The organism is Myxococcales bacterium, assembly GCA_016720545.1.
In the GTDB taxonomy this organism is placed as follows: Bacteria; Myxococcota_A; Polyangia; order Polyangiales; family Polyangiaceae; genus JAAFHV01.
The window spans coordinates 42890-64327 of sequence record JADKKK010000003.1 but is presented as its reverse complement, the minus strand read 5'-3'; the positions used below and the strand labels follow the sequence as shown (position 1 = coordinate 64327).

General features: G+C 73.1%; 6 protein-coding genes. 4 read left to right on the top strand and 2 right to left on the bottom strand.

Translation table 11 applies throughout. The annotated features are described in order from the left end of the window. Positions 1–43 precede the first annotated feature (43 nt). Positions 44–1543: a DUF2314 domain-containing protein gene (locus tag IPQ09_07335; GenBank protein MBL0194025.1), complete on the bottom strand. Its 1500-nt coding sequence runs from the start codon at positions 1541–1543 to the stop codon at positions 44–46. Between the two features lie 66 nt (positions 1544–1609). Here IPQ09_07335 and gltB point away from each other — a divergent pair, with 66 nt between their 5' ends. From gltB to IPQ09_07315, 4 genes are all read left to right on the top strand, one after another. After that, entirely contained in the window at positions 1610–6169 is a 4560-nt protein-coding gene (gene gltB, locus IPQ09_07330; GenBank protein MBL0194024.1) for a glutamate synthase large subunit, read from the top strand. Further along, positions 6162–7550: a glutamate synthase subunit beta gene (locus tag IPQ09_07325; protein MBL0194023.1), complete on the top strand. Its 1389-nt coding sequence runs from the start codon at positions 6162–6164 to the stop codon at positions 7548–7550. The genes gltB and IPQ09_07325 overlap by 8 nt, the downstream gene beginning before the upstream one ends. A 44-nt stretch (positions 7551–7594) precedes the next feature. Beyond that, positions 7595–8155: a signal peptidase I gene (lepB, locus tag IPQ09_07320; protein MBL0194022.1), complete on the top strand. Its 561-nt coding sequence runs from the start codon at positions 7595–7597 to the stop codon at positions 8153–8155. Between the two features lie 63 nt (positions 8156–8218). Beyond that, positions 8219–9208 carry a ketopantoate reductase gene (locus tag IPQ09_07315; GenBank protein ID MBL0194021.1) on the top strand — a complete coding sequence of 330 codons (990 nt, stop codon included), beginning with the start codon at positions 8219–8221 and terminating at the stop codon, positions 9206–9208. Between the two features lie 78 nt (positions 9209–9286). Here the strand turns inward: IPQ09_07315 and IPQ09_07310 are convergent, their stop codons facing one another. Continuing rightward, complete coding sequence (locus IPQ09_07310; protein ID MBL0194020.1) at positions 9287–21322, bottom strand: hypothetical protein; 12036 nt, start codon at positions 21320–21322, stop codon at positions 9287–9289. Positions 21323–21438 lie beyond the last annotated feature (116 nt).

Genomic DNA, 21438 nt, shown 5'->3' with positions numbered 1-21438 from the left:
CAGTAGCTCCTGCGGACCACCTCGTGGGGCGCCAGCTCCGGCTTCACCGGCCGATGAGGAACGGGATGGTCTCGCCGCCCTCTTTCGTGCCGTCGGGCAGCACGAGCAGGTAGTCCGAGACCTCGCTGAGCTTGCCGGTCACGTCGGCCCCGGCCGCGAGGCCCTTGATGAGCTCGGGTCGGCTCGCGAGCGTGCCCTTGCAGACGCCGTCGGCGCTGCACTCCGTGGCCTTCATCCACATGACCTCGGCCTTGCCCGGCTGCCCCGGGAGCGGGAAGGGGACGCGCAGCGTGAGCGAGCCGCCGCCGCTCTTCTTCCACCGCGCCGCGACCTCGGGCGCCGCCTTGCGCGCGCGCGCCTCGGCCGCGAGCAGGTCGGGAGCGCTCGTGTTTCGGCGGGACACGCGCGTCTCCTCGGCGAAGAGCTGCGCGAGGAGCGCCCCGTGCGCGTCCTCGTCGCTGGCCTCGGCGCTCGCCTCGGGGTCGGCCGGCGGGCGCGGTGGGCGCACGGTCAGCACCTCGTTGTCGGGATCTCCGGCGCGGCGGCCCGCGGGCGAGAGCCGAACGGTCACGGCGCGGGACTTGTCGGGCGCGCGCGAGAGCTCCGCGGGCGACTTCTTCATCACCTGCGCGACGTCGGCCAGCGCGATCGTGACCGCGGGCCCGCGCTCGCCCTTCGCGAGCTTCGCGGCCACGGCGTCCAGCACGCTCGCGAGGCGCGGCCCGTCGGTCTCGGGGAAGCCGTGCATCTCGAGGTCGGGGCAGCCGTAGCGCGAGAGCCCCAAGGTGAGCAGCCGGTAGGGGCCCGCGACGTCGTCTTCGTCCTGCGGGTGGAGCTGCACGAGCAGCGACTCGGGCACGAAGAACGGCGCGCCGAGCGGCCCGCGCGGCACCCGCTCGGCGAACGCGCTCGCGGTGTCGATGCGGTGGGTCTCCTCGTCGTGGACGTAGCCGCGGAGCTCACGCGCGAACGCCGCGGTCAGCGCGAACGCGCCGCGGAGGGGCAGGTGGTCGGCGGTGTCCTCGCCCTGCACCTTCACCACCAGGAGCTCCTTCGTGTCGTACAGGGCGGCGCGCTCGCCCTCGGGCACCGTGCGCGCCACCGTGGAGAGCGTGTCCTTTGGCGGGAGGATCCAGTCGGCCGCGAGCGTGACCTCCAGCGTCGGGTGGCTGTCGGCGAGGAACTTGCGCACGCCGGCGCAGTCGGGCCCGCAGTCGGCGGCGGTGAGCGGCCACGCGCTCGCTGGCATCGCCGCGAGCTCGCCGAGGCGCTTCGACGTGGCCTTGGGCGCGATGATCGCGAGCTCGATGCTGACCTCGGCCTCGTGGGCGATGGGCTCGTTGTCCGAGTCGGGCTCGCGCGCCTCGGCGGCGCCGTCGGTGGCCCGGGCCGAGGTGTCGGCGTGGGCGGCGAGCGGGGCGGGCGCGGCCGCGTCGGGCACGGGCGCGGCCGGTGGCGACTCGCGCGACAGCGCCCACGCGACGCCGAGCGCCAACACCGCGCCGCCCGCGAGGACCACGCCCTTCTCTTTGAGGACGGACATCGGCCCGAGCGTAGCCGAGCGACGCGGTGGCACAGCGCGTTAAATTGAGCTATATCTCGGCCGCAAATGCGCGAAACTGCTCGCTCCGGCCTCTACGATCCGCGGGACGAGCACGACGCCTGCGGCCTCGGCTTCGTGGCCGATCTCGGGCGCGGCAAGAGCCACGACGTCGTGCAGCGCGCGCTGCTGGTGCTCGGGCGGCTCGCCCACCGCGGGGCGTCGGGCGCCGACCCCATGACCGGCGACGGCGCGGGCGTGCTGCTCGACGTGCCGCACGCGTACCTCGACCGGCTCCTCGGACGCGAGGGCAAGGAGCTCCCGCCGCCTGGGGACTACGGCGTCGCGCAGGTGTTCCTCTCCCGGGACGCGGACCGCCGTCGCTCGCAGATGCGCACGCTCGAGGCCGTCGCGCGGTACCACAGCCAGAAGGTCATCGGCTGGCGCGACGTGCCCATCGACGAGTCCAAGATTGGCCACGTGGGGCTCGCGACGATGCCGGTCATGCGCCAGTTCTTCGTCGCCCGCATGTGCGAGGCTTCCCGGTTCGAGCAGGTGCTCTTCCTCGTGCGCAAGCGCGCCGGATCGCTATGCTCGAAGGGCGGCTTCGGCGAAGACTTCTACGTCGCGAGCTTCTCGTCGCGGACCATCGTCTACAAGGGGCTCATGCTCCCCGAGCTGCTCGGCGAGTTCTACGAGGACCTCTCGGAGCCCGAGGTGCAGAGCCGCTTCGCGCTCGTGCACTCGCGCTTCAGCACCAACACGTTCCCCACGTGGGAGCGCGCGCACCCGTACCGGCGCATCGCCCACAACGGCGAGATCAACACCCTCCGCGGCAACCAGGGGTGGATGCGCTCGCGGTCCGCGCTGCTCGCCTCCGACGCGTTCGGCGAGCACCTCGGCGACTTCAAGCCCATCATCCGCGAGGGCGGCAGCGACTCGGCCTCGCTCGACAACCTGGTCGACTTCCTCGTGGCGAGCGGGCGCTCGATCCCCCACGTGATGATGATGCTCGTGCCCGAGGCGTACGGAAAAGACGCCCGCATGTCGCAGGAGAAGCGCGATTTCTACGAGTACCACGCGTCGCTGGTCGAGCCCTGGGACGGCCCCGCCGCCTTCGTGTTCACCGACGGCGTGCGCCTCGGGGCGATGCTCGACCGCAACGGCCTCCGCCCCGCGAAATACGTCATCACGCGGCAGGGGCTCGTGGTGCTCGCGAGCGAGCTCGGCGTCGCCGACATCCGCGCGCAAGACGTCGTCGAGAAGGGGCGCCTGCGGCCGGGGCAGATGTTCCTCGTCGACCTCCAAGCGCGGCGCGTCGTCCCCGACGAAGAGGTAAAGCGTGAGGTCTGCACGCTTCACCCGTACGGAGAGTGGCTGGCCGCGAACAAGCTCGACCTCCGCCGCCTCCCCGACGTGGAGCCGCCGCCGCCCCTCGAGCCCGCGCGGAGGGCCGAGCTCGAGCGCGTGTTCGGCTACACACGGGAGGACCTGCGTCTCTTGCTCGCGCCGATGGCGGAGCACGGGGAGGAGCCCATCGGCAGCATGGGCAACGACGCGGCGCTCGCGGTGCTGAGCGCCCGGGCCGTGTCGTTCTTCCGCTATTTCAAGCAGCAGTTCGCGCAGGTCACGAACCCGCCCATCGACCCCATCCGCGAGAACCTGGTGATGTCGCTCGCGACCACGCTGGGCGGTGAGGGCAACCTCCTCTCCCAGACGCCCAACCAGTGCCGACTGGTGGAGCTCTCTCACCCGCTGCTCACGCCGACCGAGCTGCGCAAGCTCGGTCGGAGCCCGTACACCGACTTCCGCGCGAAGAAGCTCGCGGCGGTCTTCTCCACCGACGGCGAGCCCGGCGCCGCCCTCGAGGAGGCGCTCTGGCGCCTCGAGGCCGACTCGGTGAAGGCGGTCGACGAGGGCTTCGCGCTGCTCGTGCTGAGCGACGTCACCTGCGACGCCACGATGGCGCCCGTGCCCGCGCTGCTCGCCACCGCGGCCGTGCACAACCACCTCGTGCGAGAGGGGCGCCGCGCGAAGGTGAGCCTCATCGTCGAGACCGGCGACGTGCGCGAGGTCGCCGACGTGGCGCTCCTCGTCGGCTTCGGGGCGGGCGCCGTGTGCCCGTACCTCGCCCTCGACCTCGTCGCCGAGCTCGCGTCGCGGGGCGAGGCGAGCGTGACCCCCGAGAAGGCCCAGGCGAACCTCTTCAAGGCCTTTGACAAAGGATTGGAGAAAATTCTCTCCAAGATGGGCATCAGCACCCTCGCCTCGTACCAAGGCGCGCAGATCTTCGAGGCCATCGGCGTCTCGGACGAGGTGTGCGAGCGCTGGCTCGGCGGCGTGAAGAGCCCCGTCTCGGGGGTGGGCCTCGACGAGATCGGCGAGGAGGTGCGCGCGCGCCACGCGGCCGCGCACGGGCCCGAGGCGGCCTCTGCCCGGGCGGCGCTCTCTGCCCTCGCGGGCGAACGCGACGACCTCGCGGCGCTCGACGTGGGCGGCGTGTACGCGTGGCGCGCCGCCGGCGAGAAGCACCTGTGGACCCCGCGCAGCGTCGCGAGTCTTCAGCGGGCGGTGCGCCTCGACGAGGCGGCGTCGTACGAGGAGTACGCGTCGCTCGTGAACTCGCCCGAGGCGCCCGTCACGCTGCGGCACCTGTGGGAGCTGCGACCCGACCGCGCGCCCGTGCCACTGGACGAAGTGGAGCCCGCGACCGAGCTCGTGAAGCGCTTCGCGACCGGCGCGATGTCGTTCGGGAGCATCTCGAAGGAGGCCCACGAGAACCTCGCCATCGCGATGAACCGCGTGGGCGGGAAGAGCAACACGGGCGAGGGCGGCGAGGACGAGGCCCGCTTCGCGCGCGATCCGAACGGCGATCTTCGCCGGAGCGCCATCAAGCAGGTGGCCTCGGGGCGCTTCGGCGTGACCAGCCACTACCTGGTGAACGCCGACGAGATCCAGATCAAGATGGCCCAGGGCGCGAAGCCGGGCGAAGGCGGGCAGCTCCCCGGCCACAAGGTGGACGCCGTGATCGCGCGGGTGCGGCACTCGACCCCGGGCGTCACGCTCATCTCGCCGCCGCCGCACCACGACATCTACTCCATCGAAGATCTGGCCCAGCTCATCTTCGATTTGAAGAACGTGAACCCGCGGGCGCGGATCAGCGTCAAGCTCGTGAGCGAGTCCGGGGTGGGCACCGTGGCGGCCGGCGTGGCCAAGGCGCACGCCGACGCGATCCTCATCGCGGGGCACGACGGCGGCACCGGCGCGAGCCCGCTCTCTTCACTCCAGCACGCGGGCACGCCTTGGGAGATCGGCCTGTCCGAGGCGCAGCAGGTCCTCGTGATGAACGGCCTCCGCTCGCGCGTGGTGCTCCAGGCCGACGGCCAGCTGAAGACCGGCCGCGACGTCGTGTTCGCCGCGCTGCTCGGCGCCGAGGAGTTCGGGTTCGCCACCGCGCCGCTCGTCGCCTCGGGCTGCGTGATGATGCGCAAGTGCCACCTCAACACGTGCCCGGTGGGGATCGCCACCCAAGACCCCACGCTCCGCGCGCGCTTCGTGGGCACGCCCGAGCACGTCGTTCGCTACTTCTTCTTCGTGGCGGAGGAGGTGCGCGGCCTCCTCGCGGGGCTCGGGTTTCGCTCCCTCCGCGAGGCCGTCGGGCAGCGACAGGCCATCGGCGTGCGCGCGGCGATCTCGAGCCGTAAGGCGCGCACCCTCGACTTCTCGCGGGTGCTCGCGCCCGCGGCGCCCGCGGTTAAAGGCGGCCTCCGGCACGAGACCGAGCAGGATCACGGCCTGTCGCGGGTCCTCGATCGCTACCTCCTCGACCGCTGCGAGCGGGCCCTCGCGCGCGGCGAGCCCGTGCGCGTCGAGGTGGGCGTGAAGAACTCCGACCGCACCGTCGGCGCCATGCTGGGCGGCGAGCTGTCGACGCGCCACGGCGCGAAGGGGCTGCCCACGGACACCGTGGTCGTCGCGTGCGAGGGCACGGCCGGGCAGAGCTTCGGCGCGTTCGCGCCGCGTGGCCTCACGCTCACCCTCTCGGGGGACGCGAACGACTACGTGGGCAAGGGCCTCTCGGGCGGCGTGATCGCCGTGTACCCGCACAAAAAGAGCACGTTCGTGGCCAGCGAGAACGTCGTGGTCGGCAACACGGTGCTCTACGGGGCGACGGCCGGCGAGGCCTACTTCGCGGGCCGCGCGGGCGAGCGCTTCTGCGTGCGCAACAGCGGCGCGGTCGCGGTGGTCGAGGGCGTGGGCGACCACGGGTGCGAGTACATGACCGGCGGCGTCGCGCTCGTGCTGGGCACCGTGGGGCGCAACTTCGGCGCGGGCATGAGCGGCGGCGTGGCCTACGTGCTCGACGAGGAAGGCTCTCTGCGAGATATGTGCAATCTGCAAATGATTGAGCTCGAGCCGCTCGACGACGACGACCGCGCGCGGGTCCTCGCCCTGCTCGAGGCGCACGTCGCGCGCACCGACAGCGTGAAGGGGCGCGCGCTGCTCCAGGGCATGCGCGACGCCGGGGCGCCCCTCGCCCCCTTCGTGAAGGTCGTGCCGACCGAGTACAAGCGGGTGCTCGAGGCGAAGCGCGCCGCGGCCGCCCGCGCGGAGGTGGCTCATGGCTGATCCCCGAGGCTTCCTCGACGTGCCCCGGCAGAAGCCGGCGCGGCGCGAGCCGACCGAGCGCGTGCACGACTTCCGCGAGATCGTCGTCGAGCCCGCGCCGGAGCAGCTCGCGAGGCAGGCCTCCCGCTGCATGGACTGCGGCGTCCCGTTCTGCCACGACGGCTGCCCGCTGGGGAACGTCGTGCCCGAGTGGAACGATCTCGTGCACCGCGGCAAGGTCGACGAGGCGGCGGCCTCGCTCCTCGCCACCAACAACTTCCCCGAGATCACCGGCCGCGTGTGCCCCGCGCCCTGCGAGGCGGCGTGTGTGCTGAACCTGCGCGGCGAGCCGGTCACCATCAAAGACGTCGAGCGCACCATCGCGAACGCCGCCCTCGCGGCGGGCCTCGCGCCCGTCGTCGCGCCCCGCCGCAGCGGCAAGCGCGTCGCGATCGTGGGCTCGGGGCCGGCCGGGCTCGCGTGCGCGCAACAGCTCGCGCGCGCCGGGCACGACGTGGTGGTCTTCGAGCGCGACGACCGGGTGGGCGGCCTGCTTCGCTACGGCATCCCCGATTTCAAGCTCGAGAAGGGCACGATCGATCTCCGCGTCGCGCAGCTCGTGGCCGAGGGCGTCGAGCTCCGGGTGAGCACGCCGGTGGACGCGCAGTCGGCCGGCACGCTGCTCGCGCCGTTCGACGCCACGGTCCTCGCCCTCGGCGCGCGCGCGCCGCGTGATCTTCCGATTCCGGGCCGCGAGCTCCGCGGGGTGCACTTCGCGATGGAGCTCCTCGAGCTCCAGAACCGCGTCGTGGCGGGCGATCCCTGCGCGCCGCTCGCGACCGCTGGCCTCGACGTGGTCGTGATCGGCGGCGGCGACACCGGGTCCGACTGCGTGGGCACCTCGAACCGCTGCGGCGCCAAGAGCGTCACGCAGCTCGAGCTCGAGCCGCCGCCGCCGCTCGCGCGCCGCCCGGAGAACCCGTGGCCGGAGTGGCCGCTCGTGATGCGCACCTCGTCGTCCCACGAAGAGGGCTGCGAGCGAGACTTCGGCGTGCTCACGAAGGCCTTCCTCGGCGACGAAGCGGGCGCCCTCCGCGCGCTCCTCTGCGAGCGCGTCGAGCGGCGCGGGGGCACGTTCGAGGCCAAGGGCGCGCCCTTCGAGCTCCCCGCCCAGCGCGTGTTCCTCGCGATGGGCTTCGTGGGGCCGGAGCCGGAGCTCCTCGAGGCCCTCGGGCTCGCGAGAGATCGCCGCGGCAACGCCGTGACCGACGTGGCCGGCCGCACGTCCCGCGCGGGGGTCTTCGCCGCGGGCGACGTCTCGCGCGGTCAGTCGCTCGTGGTGTGGGCCATCGCCGACGGCCGCCGCGTGGCGCGCGGCGTCGACGCGTTCCTCCGCGGGTGAGCCCACGTCGGGAATAAAGGCTGGCGCTTGTGTGTCGCCCGCGCATGGCCAAGACAGCGCGGGCTCGCGCACGCTCGTTCCTCACCCTCGGCGTGGCGATGACAGGGCTCTTCGTCGCGCGCGCGTCGCTCGCCGACCACTACCACGTGCCCTCGGGGTCGATGGAACCCACAGTCCAGGTGGCCGAGCACGTGGTGGTCTTGAAGGCGGCGTACGGCCTGCGCGTCCCGCTCACCGAGACGTACCTGCTCGGCCCCCGCACGCCCGCCCGCAGCGACGTTGTGGTGCTCACGTCGCCCGAGAGCGACACGGTGCTCCTGAAGCGCGTGGTGGCGGTCGGCGGCGACGTGGTGGAGGTGCGCGACGGGCGCGTGCGGCTCACGCGCGGTGGTCGCTCCGTCGCCGAGGAAGACGACGCGCGGTCGCTTCAGGCGGGGCCAGGGCCGAGCCTCGCTCCGACCTTGGTGCCCGACGGGAAGGTGCTCGTCCTCGGCGACAACCGCGGCAACAGCCACGACGGGCGCTCGTTCGGCTGGGTGAGCGAGCGCGCCCTCCTCGGGCGGGCGGTCGCGGTCGTGGGCGCGGGCGGCGCGCGCGGGCTGTAGTGAGCGGTCGGCCTGCGCTCGTCTGCCTTGTCCTCGACGCCGCGGTCTGCTGCCATGCACACCATGAAGCCTCGTCTCTCCGTGCTCGTCGTTGGTGCGGGCGCCGTGGGGCAGGTGTACGCGAAGCACCTCGCGCAAGGTGGGGCGGCGGTCACGCTCTACGTGCGCGAGCGCTACCGTGAAGAGGCGACGCGTGGGTTCGACCTCGTGCGCGTGCGAGGGCTCGGGCCCGCGCCGGGCCCCGACCGCCGCGAGGCGCTCCGCCTCGAGGGGTGCGACGTGGTGTGCTCGGCCGAGGAGGTCGCGGCGCGGCGCTTCGACCAAGTCTATCTCACAGTGTCGTCCGCGGGGCTGCAGGGCCCGTGGCTCGCCGCCCTCGTGGCCGCCGTCGGCGACGCGACCGTCGTGGGCCTCACCCCGAGCCCGGGCGATCGCGCGCTCCTCTTCGCCGCCGGCGTAGAGCCCGCGCGCCTCGTGGACGGGCTCATCTCGCTCGTGAGCTACCACAGCCCGCTCGAGGGCGAGCCCGAGGGCACGCCGGCAGGGATGACCTACTGGTTTCCCCCCGCCTCACCCTGCCTCCTCTCCGGCTCCGCGCGCGTCGACGCCGTGGTGGCCGCGCTGGAACGTGGCGGGATGCCCGCGCGTCGGCACCCCGACGTGCCCCGCATGTCGGCCTTCCCGAACGCCGCGTTCATGGTCTACCTCACGGCGCTCGAGGCCGCGGGGTGGTCGCTCGCGGCGCTGCTCCGGGGCGAGGCGCTCGCCCGCGCCGTGCGAGGGGCGCGCGAGGCGCTGGCGGTCGCGGCGGTGTCCGCCGGGAGGGCCCCGCTGGCCCTCTCGCTGCTCGTCACGCGGGGCTGGCTCCTTCGCGTCGGCCTGTGGTTCGCGCGGCGCCTCGCGCCCTTCCCGATCGAGACCTACCTCCGGGCGCACTTCACCAAGGTGGGCGCGCAGACCCGGCTCATCCTCGACTCGCTCATCGAGCGCGGCGCCGCCGCGGGGCTCCCGGTGGGCACGCTGCGCGCGCTCCGCGCCGACGTCCCACGCTGAGCCTGCGGTCGCGCGCGGCCCGCGGGCCGCGCAGCGATCGCATGCAGTGTGCACTAGTTCTGGGGAGCGCGCCCGCCGTCAGGAGAGCTGATCGAGCAGCTCGCGCGCGGTCTCCAGGCTCGGGTCCTCGTCGAGGGCGCGCTTCAGGAAGCCCACGGCGCGTCGCGCGTCGCCCTGGGCCTGAGCGATCTCGCCGAGGTGCTGGTACGCGAGCGAGCGCGGGAGCGGCGCCGCGGTCTTCAGCATGGTCACCGCGCGCAGCGCGCGGGACGCGGTGTCCCATTCGCCGAGCTCCATGGCGAGGTAGGCGAGCTCCGACGCCACGTGGCCGCTCTGCGGATCGATGTCGAGCGCCGTGGTGAGGTGCTGGAGCTCGGCGCCGCGATCGTCCGTCGCCTGCGCCACCCGCGCGAGGCGGTGGTAGAGCGTCGAGAGCTCGCGGCTCCGCCGCCCCTTGTGCGCCGTGACCGCCGCGCCTAGCACGTCGCTGGCCTCGGCGTAGCGACCGCCGGCCGTGTAAGCGTCGGCCAGCAAGGCCACGCAGTCGAGATCGTTCGGCCGGAGCGAGCGCGCCTCCTCGAGGGGCTCGATCGCGACCTCGGGGTCTTGGCCGTGCTGGATGAGGAGCGAGCCTGCGCGGATGAGGTGCGAGAAGCGACCCGCCACGTCCATCGCGGCGCGCGCGTCCTCGAGGTAGAGCTCGGCCAGCTCGCGGAGCGCGAGCGTCTCGTTGTAAATGCGCTCGAGCACGTCGCGGAGCGCCTGGTTCTGAGGCTCGGCTACGCGCGCGCGCTCGACGCCGCCGCGCGCGTCCGAGAGGCGCCCCGCGCGCTCGCACGCGTTCGCGAGGCGCAGCGCCACGTCGACGATGCCGTCCTTCTCCTCGAGGGCGACGAGGCGGCGGTACGAGGCGCTGGCGGCGTCCCACCGCTCGAGCTGCTCCTCGAGGCGCGCGAGGGCCCGGATGGTCTCGCGGTCGCGTCCGTCGGCCTTCAAGAGCTCGGTGAGGATGGCGCGGGACTCGTCGGTCTGCCCCGCCTCGTGGCGCAGCTCCGCGAGGCGCAGGCGGCACTTGCGGAACGCCTTCGTGTCGCCCGCGTGGCTCGCCTTCGTCGCGACGCGCCCGAGGTGTGCGCAGAGCGGCTCGAGCACCATCCGGTCGCCGGCGAGGAGGGCGTCCTCCCAGTCGTCCGTGGCTTCTTCGTCGCGCCCGAGCTGCGCGCTCAGGACCGCCCGCTCCGAGAGCAGGCTGGCGCGCTCGGGGTTGTCCGCGGGGAGCTCCGCGAGCGCGTGGCCCAGCTCCTCGGCGGCTGCCTCCAGCTCGCCCGAGGCCATGAGGAGGAACGTGAGCTCCCGCAGCACGTTGAGGTCGTCCGGCACCGTCGCGCGGGCGATCCGCATGACGCGGGCGCCCTCGCCGTTCTGGCGGAGCTCGTCGCGGTAGACCGCGGCGGCGAGCCGAAGAGTGGCGACCTTGCGCGCGGCGTTCGTGAGCGCGCCGGCCTCGAGCTCGTACATGGCCGCGAGCTCCGCCCAGGCGCCGTCCTCGCGGTAGCAGCCCTCGAGCTCGGCCCGGAGGCGGGCGCTCTGCGGGTAGGCCGCGAACCCTCGCTCGAACGCCGCACGGGCCCGCGCCGGCTCCTCGTGCGACCGGAACAGCGCGCCGAGCTCGAGCGCCAGCCCTTCGGCGCCTTCGCCGGTAGTGATCGCGAGCAGGCGCTCGAGGGCGTCTGCTCGCTCGCGAGGGTCGCCGCACTCGCCCGAGAGTCGGGCGAGGCGCGCGAGGGCGTCGGCGTCCTCGCCCTTCACGTCGAGCATCCGCCGGTAGACGTCGCGCGCTTGGTCTGGCGCGCGGGTCTCGAGCAAGGCGCCGAGCCGTCGAGAGAGCGAGACGATCGAGGGCGTGTCGCTGCGGTCGAGGGCGGCGTAGAGCTGGTTCGTGAGCAGCTCGACGAGCTCTTCCTCGCGGCCGTTGCGCTCGAGGATGCCGCCGAGCAGGATCGCCGCGTCGGCCTGGCTCGGGTCCTCGTCGAGGATCTCCTTGAGCTGCGAGGCGGCTTCGTCACCAAGGCCAAGCTTGTCGATGCCGAGCTCGACGCGCCGGAGCCGGAGCCGCGAGCGCTCGGCTGGATCGTCAACGACATCGGCTACTTGGCCGAGCAACTGCGCGACCTTCTCGTGCTCGTTCATGCGCTCGTAGACCGCGAACAGCGGCTCCCAGGCGGCGCGGTCCTCCGGGTTGTCGAGCCTCAGGTCTTCGTAGGTCTGCGCGGCCAAGTGCAGATCTCCGAGAGCGTTGGCGGCGAGATCGGCGACCTCGAAGTAGAGCGCGCGCGCGTCTTCTCCCTCGGCGGTCTCCGCGGCCTCGCGCTTCAGCAAGATGGCCTCGGCGAAGTCCTGCTTCTCCACGCGCAGGGTGGCGAGCTCGACGAGCGCCCAGAGGCGATCTTCGGTCGCGTGGCCGTCGCGCTCCAGGAATCGACGGAGCCAGAACTCCGCGAGATCGGCGTCGGGCAGGCCTCGCGCGGTCTCGACGGCCTCGCGCAGCACGTAGGCCTCGGCGAGCCCCGCCGCCCAGCGTCGAGTGAGCGCGTCGACGAGCGCGCGCGGGTACCCTTGCCGCCCCACGCGCTCATACAGCGCGAGCACGCGCTCCTCGCCCGGGTGGGCCTCGGCCGCGTGGCGGAGGATGGGCTCGGCACGCTCGAGGAGCGGCTCGCTCTCGAGGGCGTCCTCGAGGGCGTCGCATGCGTCGTCGACCGTCACCTTCGACTTGAACTGGAGCTGCGCGAGGCGGTAGAGCGCGTCGCTGGACTCCTTCCCGAGGGCGATGCGCGCGGCGAGAGTGCGGGCCTGACCGGCCTCGTCGCCCAACGCCTCGTACATGCGATCGAGCGCCTCGAGCGTCGCGTGCGAGCTCGGATCCAGCTCGTGGGCTCGCTCGTACGCGGCGACCGCGGCCTGCGGGTCGTGCACGCCGGTCTCGTAGACGCGCCCGAGGCGCTGGTGCAGCTCCGCGGCCATCGACGCGGGCTTCTCGGTGACCCGCGCGAGCTCTCGCAGCTCTCCGGCGTAGCGTGCCACGAGCCCGAGCCGCTCGGCGAGCTCGAGGGACTGCTCGTGCGCGAGCTGCGACCCTGGGCGGATCGTGATCGCTTCGAGCCACGCGTCCAGCGAGGCCTCGGGGCTCTGCAGGTGTTCGTCGAGTACGCGGGCGAGCTCGGCCGTGCCGTCGAAATCGCGAGCGTCGCGCGCCTCGGCGCGGCCCTTCGCGAGGCGCTGCGCGAGGGCGCGCACGAGGCCGTGGAAGTTCTCGCGCTCTCGCAGCGAGCGCTCCAGGCGTCGACCCTCGGCGTCGTTGTTTACGGCGACCTCCAGCGCGGACTCGAAGAGCTCGGCCGCGCGATCGTGCTGCTCTTGGCGCTGGGCGATCTCGGCGAGCTCCACGAGCACTTCGCTGCGGGAGATCCCCGCGGCGCCCTGGAGCCCGTCGTGGCGCCGCAGCACCGTGAGGAGGGCCCGGTACGAGCGCTCGGCGCGATCGAGCTGCCCGTCGTCGCGTGAGAGCTCGGCCAGCGTGCGCAGGATCTCGGGGTTCGCGGGGTCGATGCGGGTCGCCGCGTCGAGCTCCACGAGCGCGCGGGGGCGATCGCCGACGACCAGATCGAGTCGCGCGAGGTGGTAGTGCACCGGCGCGCGCTCCTTCGGACGTCGCCCCGCGAAGTCGTCGATGATGGCGCGGAGCATCACGCGGGCCTCGTCGATGCGGCCGCTGAGGCCGAGCGCGTCGGACAGCGCGAGCCGCACTGCGCGCTCCTCGGGCGCCAGATCGCGGGCCATCTCGAGCAGCGGGATCGCCCTCTCTGGCTCACGCACTTCGGTGCAGTAGAGCTCGGCGGCCTCGCGCAGCCGCGAGAGCCGGGTCGCCTTGTCCGGCGCGTACTGCGCGCCCGCCGTGAGGGTGCGAGCGAGGTTGGCGAAGTCGTCGCGCTCTCGGTAGGTAGCGAGTAGGCGCGCGCGGAGGGGCTCGGCCTCGGGTGTGCGCGCGAGCTCCTCCTCGAGCCGCTCGATCGCCAAGACCAGCCTATCGGCCTTGAGGAGCGCGGAGATCATGCGGAGCACGACGTCGACGCGCTCCTTGCCGCGGCTCACCTGGCGGAGCTGATCGAGGTACTCGGCTGCGTCGCCATGCTCCGCGGCGTCGGTTGCCAGCTTCGCGAGGGCCGCGAGCGCCGTGGGGCGGGGCTCGAGGGCGATGACTCGCCGGTAGTGTTGGGCGGCTAGCGAGGGCTGGGCGAGCCGCGCTGACGCGACCTCTGCGGCGCGCTCGAACCACTCGGCGGCTTCGGCGGGCTCCACGTCCGCCTCGGCGCGCTCCGCCTGCGTGGCGTAGAGCGCGGCGAGCTCCGTGAAGCTGCGCTCTCGCTCGAGGAGCGTCACGAGCTCGGTGACGGTCTCGCCGTGTCGAGGGCTCTCGTCGAGGTTGGCGCGGAGGGTGGCCATGGCCTGCGCGGAGTCCCCGAGCTGCGCCTCGATGCGGGCCGTCTCGATGCGGAGCACGAGCCGCGCGCTGCGGCCCTCGCACACCTCCACGCGGCGCCGCGCGAGCGCGAGCAGCTCACGCGGTCGGCCCTCGCGCGTGAGGATGGCCCCGAGCGCGCGGACGGCCTGCTCGTCGCTCGGATCTTCCTCGAACAGACGCTCGTAGAGAGTGATCGCGCGGTCCGACGCGTCGAGCTCGCTGGCGAAGAGCCCAGCCGCCTCGAACCGCAGGGCGCGAGACTCACCGCGCGGGAAGGGCAGAAGTGAGGTCTCGAGCAAGAGGCCGGTGACGCGCTCGAGGTCCCCTTCGGCTTTTTGGATGTCCACGAGCTCCCGCACGCCCTGTCGGATGTACCCCGCGGGCTCTGCGGGCATGCCGGACGACACCGCGGTGTCGGCGTCTTCGCCGACCCAGCGATCGGTCGCGAGCTTCACCAGCCGCGTGAGGATCGACTTGGCGAGGGCGCGATCGGCGACGTGGTCGCGCGCCGTGTCGGCCGCCTCGCGGAGCAGGTCGAGGTCGCCGCCCGTGGTGTTGGAGAGGCGGAGGAGGCTGTCGATCAGGGGGCGCCCACGCGAGCGCCGCTGGAGCTGCGCGAGCTCGGCGAGGAGCTCTGGCACGTCGCGCCCGTGCGCGAGCGCGCGGGAGAACGCGGCCTCCGCGCTGTCGGGGTCACTCCTTCGATCGCGGTGCCACCGCGCGAGCTGGGTCTCGAGCTCCCTCGCGAGGTCGGACGACTCGGCACGATCGGACACGACGGCGGCCAGCGCGAAGGTCGCGGCGTCCCACGCGGTCGCCGCGGTCGCGGCCTCCTCGAAGGTCGCGACCAGCGCCGGCGGGAGGGAGCTCGCCGCGAACGCCGACTCGACGAGGGCACGCGACGCCGCGTCCCAGCGCATGACTCGCCCCGCGTTGCGGATGGTGGCGCGCGCGGCCTCGAGGTTGTTCGCGTCGTCGGCCGCGACACGCGCGAAGGCGACCAGCGCCGCGCGAGGATCGTCGAGGCGGGTCTCGAGGACCTCGCCCATGCGCGTGCGCAGTCCGGGCAGCCACGGGGGCTCGGCCTCGATGCTCTCCTTCGCCTCGATGGCCTCGCGTTGGGCGTCGGCCACCGAGCGCCACTGCCGGGTGGCCTCTGCGAGGCGGAAGAGCTCGGTCGCCGTGTCGGCGCGGCCCGGGTCGAGGAGGAACGCGCGGCGGATCAGCGAGAACGCGGTCTCGCGATCGTCGCCGCGTCGCTCCGAGAGCTGCGCGGCTTCGTGGAACACGGCGATGCGCGCTGGGCCGTCCTTGGCCGTGGCGATCCGGTGCTCTGTGAGCTCGAGCGTGCTCCGCCACTCGTCGGTCGCGGAGAACGCGAAGAGCAGCACGCGCACGGCCTCGGCGCGCACCTCGGGGCGACGGAGAAGGGCCCGGAGCCCGGCGCGCGCGCCCTCGTTTCGAGGGTCTTTCTGGAGCGCGGACTCGTAGCTCGCGACGGCGGTGGGGCCCGTCTCCAGATACTCGCGCGCTACGTCGCCGAGCTCGCACAAGAACGACGCTTGCACGTCCGGGGAGGCCTGGCGGTGCGCTGCGCGCTCGAGGAGCGCCGCGAGCTTCTCCCACTGGCGCGACGCGCGATACAGCGAGAGGCGCGCGCGAATGTTCTCGTCGGACTCGCCGAACTCCTGCTCCTCCGCGTCCCAGGCGCGGATGGCCTCCTCGACCTCGCCGAGGGTCTCGCCGAGCAGGTTCGCGATGCGCACGTAGTCGGCCCGCCGCGCGGCGGTAGAGCGTGCGGGGAGGCGGCACCTCACGCCGAGCACCGCCGCGAGCTCCTTGCTCTGCCCGGTGCGGTCGAAGAGTCCCACGAGGCCGTCGAGCGAGGCCGCGTCGCCGGGCACGAGCTCGAGGCACGCCTCCCACGCCCAGGTCGCGCGCTCGAGCTCCTGGGCGTCGGTGGCGAGCCGAGCGGCCTTCGCGAACACCGCGTACCGCACCTCGGGCTCGGGCTCGAGGGCCCCCTGCCGCTCGAGCACGTCGAGGTGCTCGAGGCTCCGATGCGCCGCGGCGAGCAGCGGCTCGGTCGCCCGACACGCGGCGAGGAGCGCCTCATCGGACGCCTGCGGGCTCGCGAGCACTCGCCCGAACAGCTCGATCGCCTGATCGGCGTCGCCCAGGCGCTCGGTGACCACCAAGCCCGCGTGCAGGGTCAGCTCGACGCGGAGGGTCTCGTCGTCGCAGCGGTCGGCGACCTCCACGAGGACCTCGACGAGCCGAGGGAAGTCGTTGACGCGGCTCGCCAGCTGCTCCAGGTGATCGCGGTGGCTCTTGACGGTCGGCTCGAGCAGGACGAGCTGCACCACGTGGTCCAGCGCGTCGCGCGGATCGCCCAGCGTCTCGTGGAGCACGGCGATCTGCTCGTGGCGTCGCGCGCGCTCTTTGGCGCCCTTCACGGCCTCGAGCTCGACCTCCAGGATGCGCACGAGGTCGCCCTCTTGCTGGCTGGCGGCGTAACGCTCCTTCAGGATCGCCGCCGCGCGCTGCCGGGCTCCGGCGCGCTTTCCGGACGGGCGCGTCGACTTCGCGTCGTCACGGCCCGCGTCGGCGCTCGGGCTCGTGGACGCGAGGATCCGCTCGAGGATCGCCTCGACGTCTCTTCGTGGCCCGAGGTCCTGCTCCCGCGCGACGAGGTCCTCGACGATCGCGAGCGCCGCGGCGACGTCCTTCAGCTCGTCCACCCAGATCTGCGCGATGCGCGCGCGGATGTCCTGACCTTCGCGCTCCGCGAGGTTCGGGATTTGGCTCGTGTAGAGCGCGATGAGCTCGCGGAATCGCCCGGTGCGCTCGTAGAGGCGCTCGAGCGCGGCGTCGACCCTCGCCACGTTCGGCGTGAGCGCGCGGAGCTGCTCGAGGTAGTCAATGGCCTTTATCGGATCGCTCGCGAAGTCCTTCGCGACTTGCGCCGCCTCTTCCAGCAGCTCCGTACGCGTGTCGGTGGGCGCCGCCACGATCGCCCGGTCGAAGAGCCCGAACAAATCCGTCCAGCGCTCCTCGGCGTCGAACAAAAGCTTGAGACGATCGAAGGCCCACGGCTCGTTGGGGTCGGTCTCGAGGATACGCTCGAGCACGCGGGCGCTCCGGTTCGAGTCGTCGAACCACTCCTCGAAGAACGACACCGCCCGCTTGCCGAGCTCCACCGCGTCTTCGCGCGACAGCGATCCGTCGAGCGTGGACTCGTAGAGCTCGGCGACCGGCGACGGCGTCTCGAGCTCGCGGCACAGCGCCTCGGCGCGGTCCCACAGCGCGGCGCTGGTCGGGATCCGTGCCGCCGCGTGGAGCACGGCCTCGAGCGCCTCGGACCTGTGGCCTCGGCTGGTCTGGAGGTCGACCACCTCTTCGTACCAGCGGAAGAGCGCGTCGGGGGTCTCGCCCGCCTCCTCCGCGCTCGCGATGAGGTCGCGCAGAATGGCCACCTTCGCGTCGAGGTCTTCGGCGAGCTCGAGCGCGCGATCGAACGTCTCGACCGCGCGAGTGCGCACGGCGGGGGCCCGCAACAGCCGCGATCCGAGCGCCAGCGCGCGCGGATCGTGCGGCGTCGACTCGAGCACCGCCGCGACGCTGGCGAGGGCCTCGGAGAGGCGCGTCGTGCGCGACAGCAGGATCTCCGCGATGTCGAGGTCGAGCAGGTTGCGCGCCTCGCCGTTCATCCTCTCGCGGCGCGCTTGGAGCGCCGCGACGGTGCCCTCGACGTCGCCCGCGGCGAGCGACAGGCGGGCTACTCCGTCGAGCGCGTCGGTCTGCTCGGGGTCGAGCTCGACGACGCGCCGGTAGAGGAGCAGCGCGCGCTCGGCGTCGCCCAGCACGCGCTCCTCCGCCTCGGCCCAGCGGGAGAGCAGCGTCGCGCGCTCGGCGTCGTCGGCCCTCTCGACGCGAAAGTTCCACACCCAGCGCAGGTCCCCGTGCCGCGAGCCGCCGCCGTCGATCGAGCCGTCCGCCAGCGTGAGCGGGGCCGCGTCCGACAGCGCGAGCTCCTCGAGCTCGACGAGCGCGCTCGCCGTGCGCGCGTGGTCGAGCACGTTCCCACGGAGCACGCTGCGGTAAGCGAGCGCCGCCTCCTCGTAGCGCTCCGGATCGCGGCCGAGCAGGCGCGCCTTCGCGAGCACGAGATCCGCGTGGAGGGCCTTGTCGCGGCCGTCAGCGTTGGCCGTGAGCTTCGCGTCGAGCGCGTCACAGAACAGATCCGTGTCGCCCGTGCGCACCGCGAGATCTCCGAACATCGACAGGACCGCGCGGTCCTCGGGCGACACGTCGAACGCTGCAGCGGCCGTCGCGAGGGCGGCCCGGTGGTCGCCGAGGGACTGCGACAACACCTTGATCTTCTTCAGCATCAGGGCGACCCGCGCCCGCGGTTCGTCCTCCGAGGCCAGCAGGATGTCGAGCAGCGCCGGCAGCCGGTCGAACGCGCCGCGCTCCTCGGAGAGGCTCACGAGCTCGGTCGCCGCTCCCACGTCGAAGGGCGCCACCCGCAGGAGGGTCTCGTAGAGCCTCACCGCCGCGTCCTGCTCTCCGAGCGCGAGCGCGAGGTCTGCGGCGGCGCGGAACCGCTCCTTCGCGCGGTCCGGGTCGTCCTTGCCTTCGAGGGCGAGGGTGCCGAGCCGCTCGAGCAGGTCCACGTGCTCGCGCACGTCTGGGGTCTCGCGCAGGCGCCGCTCGAGGACGGCTTCCGCGAGGTCGGCGTCCTTCAATGTCGTCGCGACGCGCTCGACGACGGTGAGCTCGACCCCCGCGAGGGCCGCGTCGGCGAGCAGCACGGCGAGGTGGTGCCGTGCGCGATCGGGCTGCCCGTGCGCCGCGGCGACGTCCGCGAGCTGCGCGCGCAGCCGGCGCGACTCCTCCGGCGACACGGTCTCGAGGCTGCCCTCGAGCACGTCGCACAGCTCCGCGTACCGCTCGGTCTCGGCGAAGAGGGCCGCGAGCGCGGCAAACGCCTCGCGATCGTTCGGGTCGTCTGCCAGCGCGCGCTGGTAGGCATCGATCGCCGCGTGAGGGCTCAAGAGCTCATAGCGCTCGATCGACCCGATGCCGTGGAGGAGCTGCCGGCGCCGCTCGCGCTCGGGGCCCTGCTCCAGGGCGGACCGGTAGAGGGCGACGCGCTCCTCCGCGTTGCCCTGCTCCTTCAGCAGCTCGTCGACCCGCGACATGAGCTCCTCGGACGACGGCTCGAACGCGAGCGCGCGCCGGTACACACCGAGGGCGCTGGCCACGTCGCCGGCGAGCGACAGCGCGTCGCCCGCGCGCCGCGCGAGCGCGAGGAGCCCCGGGGAGTCGACTTCGAGCTCGCCGAGGGCCGCAGAGAACAGCGCCGACCGCCGCTTCGCGTCGAGCCCCAGCGAGAGGCGCTCCGCGCGCTCGAGCCATGGCAGCACATGATCGCGGCCGTGAGCGGCGTCGCGGAGACCGAGCGCGGCGAGCTCGACGGCGCGCTCCGGCATGGTCTCCTCGGCCACGCGTGACGCTTCGAGCAGCGCCCCGAGGCGCGCGGGCAGGCCGTCGGCCTCCTCGACGCACACCTCCAGCACTCGCAAGAGGCCGGCGGTGTTGCGCTCGGTGCGGTACACGGGCTCGAGCACCTCCGCGGCGCGAGCGCGGAGCGGCTTATTCGAGAGGAGCTTCTCGAGCGTGCCGCGGGTCGTGGGCTCTTGCGGATCGAACTCGAGCACCCGCGAGAAGATCTCGAAGGCCTCGGCCTCGTCGGCGAGCCGCGTGAGGTGCACGTGGCCGAGGCGGGCCAGGATCGCGGCGCGCTCGGCCTCGGGCGCGATGTCCGCGTCGGCCGCGAGCACCTCCGCAAGCGCGGGCCAATCGCGCTGCGCCTCGAGCAGCGGTATCCATGCAAGATGCACGTTGCGCGTGGCGCCGTAGCGTTCGGCGATCCCGCGCCACGCCGCCGCAGCCTTCTCGACGTCGTCCCCCTGCTGCGTGAGGATCTCGGCGGCGCGGAACGCCAGCTGGCGCGCCTCCGCGCGCGAGCCCGCCTCCTTCTCGCGCTCGAGGAGCACCTGGGCCAGCTCGGCGTAGTTCTGGCACCGCTCGTGCAAGACCTCGAGCTCGGCGAGCGCGTGCGCGCGGCTCGGGCTCTCGATGAGCCGGGTGAAGGCGACGATGGCCCGCGCGTCGTCGCCCCGGGACGCGGCGAGCTCGGCGAGCTGCTCGTTCGCCGATCGCCGCAGCTCGGGGTCGGGCTCGAGCTCCCCGACTTTGTCGAGCACGTCGGCGAGGGCGCGCGTGTCGCCCTCGGTCGTGTACACGTCGACCAGCTCGTGGGCGGCGCGCAGAATCGCCGTGGGATCGGCCTCGGGCATGCCCAGAATGCTGACGAACGTCGCGCGCGCCCGGCGCAGGTCTCCCCCGATGCGGAGCAGCACGCCGGCCTCCGCGGCGATCCGCGAGCGCACGGGGAGCTCCTTCGCGGCGGTCGCCACGCGCGTGAGGCTGCGGGCCGCGTCGAGCGCGGTGCCGAGCGCGACGGCGAGCTCGACGTAGCGCGCGCGCAGGTCGTCGTCCGTGGGGTCGATGGCGAGCGCCGCGTCGAAAGCTTCGAACGCCGCGGCGTTCTGCTGGAGGGAGTCCTGCCGGAGCGTGCCGAGGCGCTTCAGCACGCCGAAGCGCTTCGCGCCCCGAGTGTGCTCGAGCTCGATGACGAGGAAGCGTTCCATCTCGACCACGCTGCCGGTGACGAACGCTGCGCGGGAGAGCGCCGCGGCCGCCCGCCCTGCGTTGGCCTTGTTGACGAGGAGGCGCTCCGCGACGCGACGCGCCTCTTCGTGAGACGCGTCGGCCGCGAGCACGAGCTCGGCGTGCGGGAGCGCGCGTTCGGGCTCTTGAAGGTGGTTCGAGTAGAGGTCGATGAGGCGCTGCCGGATCGTGGAGGCCTCCTCCTCCGTCGGCTCGGGCGTCGTCGTGAGAGCGCCCTCGAGCAGCTTCGCCACGTCGCGGTGGCGGTTCTGCTTGATGTAACGGCCCTCGAGCGCGACGCGCGCCTCGACGTCGTCCGGCACCAGCTTGAGGAGCATCTGGAGAACGTCGACCCCGCGGTCCTCCTGGGCGCTGAGCGGCTCGTAGAGCGCCGCGGCCCGGCGGAGCAGGGCGATCTTCTCGCCCACGTCGTGACGGTGGGTGACCGTGGAGAAGCAGAGGTCCGCGAGCTTCTTGTGCTCGCCGGCCTGCGTGAGCGCGCGGTCGAGGCCCTCGAAGGCCGGGAGGTAGCTGGGCGAGAGGGCGATCGCGCGCTCGAGGTAACTGATGGCGCCGAAGTCGTCTCCGAGCGCCTGGAGGAAGAACGCCGACGCGTTCACCAGGAACTCGGCGCCGGTCTGGCTGGACACGCTCTTCAGGCGCTTGCCCTGCATCACCAGCTCGAAGGCGAAGGCGAGCTCCGAAACGCGATCGTCGCGGAGCGCGGCCGCCGTGAGCGCCTCCCAGGAGCCGGGGGGCAGCTCGCCGCGCGTGAGCGCGAGCAGCATGTGGTCGAGCAGCGCCTCCTCGTTGTCGAGGGGGGCCTCGAGGGCCGCCAGGATGTCGGTCGCCATGCGGTGGGTGTGCTCCCTCCCGGGGCTCGCCGTGAGCCCGCGGGCCCCCAAGGTTACCCGCTCCGGCCCCTCCTGGCGGAAAACGGACATGGGCTGCCGTCGCGGCGCGAGCCACC

Bases quoted from the DNA above. Each gene is read 5' to 3' on its own strand.
- IPQ09_07310 (MBL0194020.1), bottom strand. From the start codon at position 21,322: ATGGCGACCGACATCCTGGCGGCCCTCGAGGCCCCCCTCGACAACGAG.
- IPQ09_07315 (MBL0194021.1), top strand. From the start codon at position 8,219: ATGAAGCCTCGTCTCTCCGTGCTCGTCGTTGGTGCGGGCGCCGTGGGG.
- gltB (MBL0194024.1), top strand. From the start codon at position 1,610: ATGCGCGAAACTGCTCGCTCCGGCCTCTACGATCCGCGGGACGAGCAC.
- lepB (MBL0194022.1), top strand. From the start codon at position 7,595: ATGGCCAAGACAGCGCGGGCTCGCGCACGCTCGTTCCTCACCCTCGGC.
- IPQ09_07335 (MBL0194025.1), bottom strand. From the start codon at position 1,543: ATGTCCGTCCTCAAAGAGAAGGGCGTGGTCCTCGCGGGCGGCGCGGTG.
- IPQ09_07325 (MBL0194023.1), top strand. From the start codon at position 6,162: ATGGCTGATCCCCGAGGCTTCCTCGACGTGCCCCGGCAGAAGCCGGCG.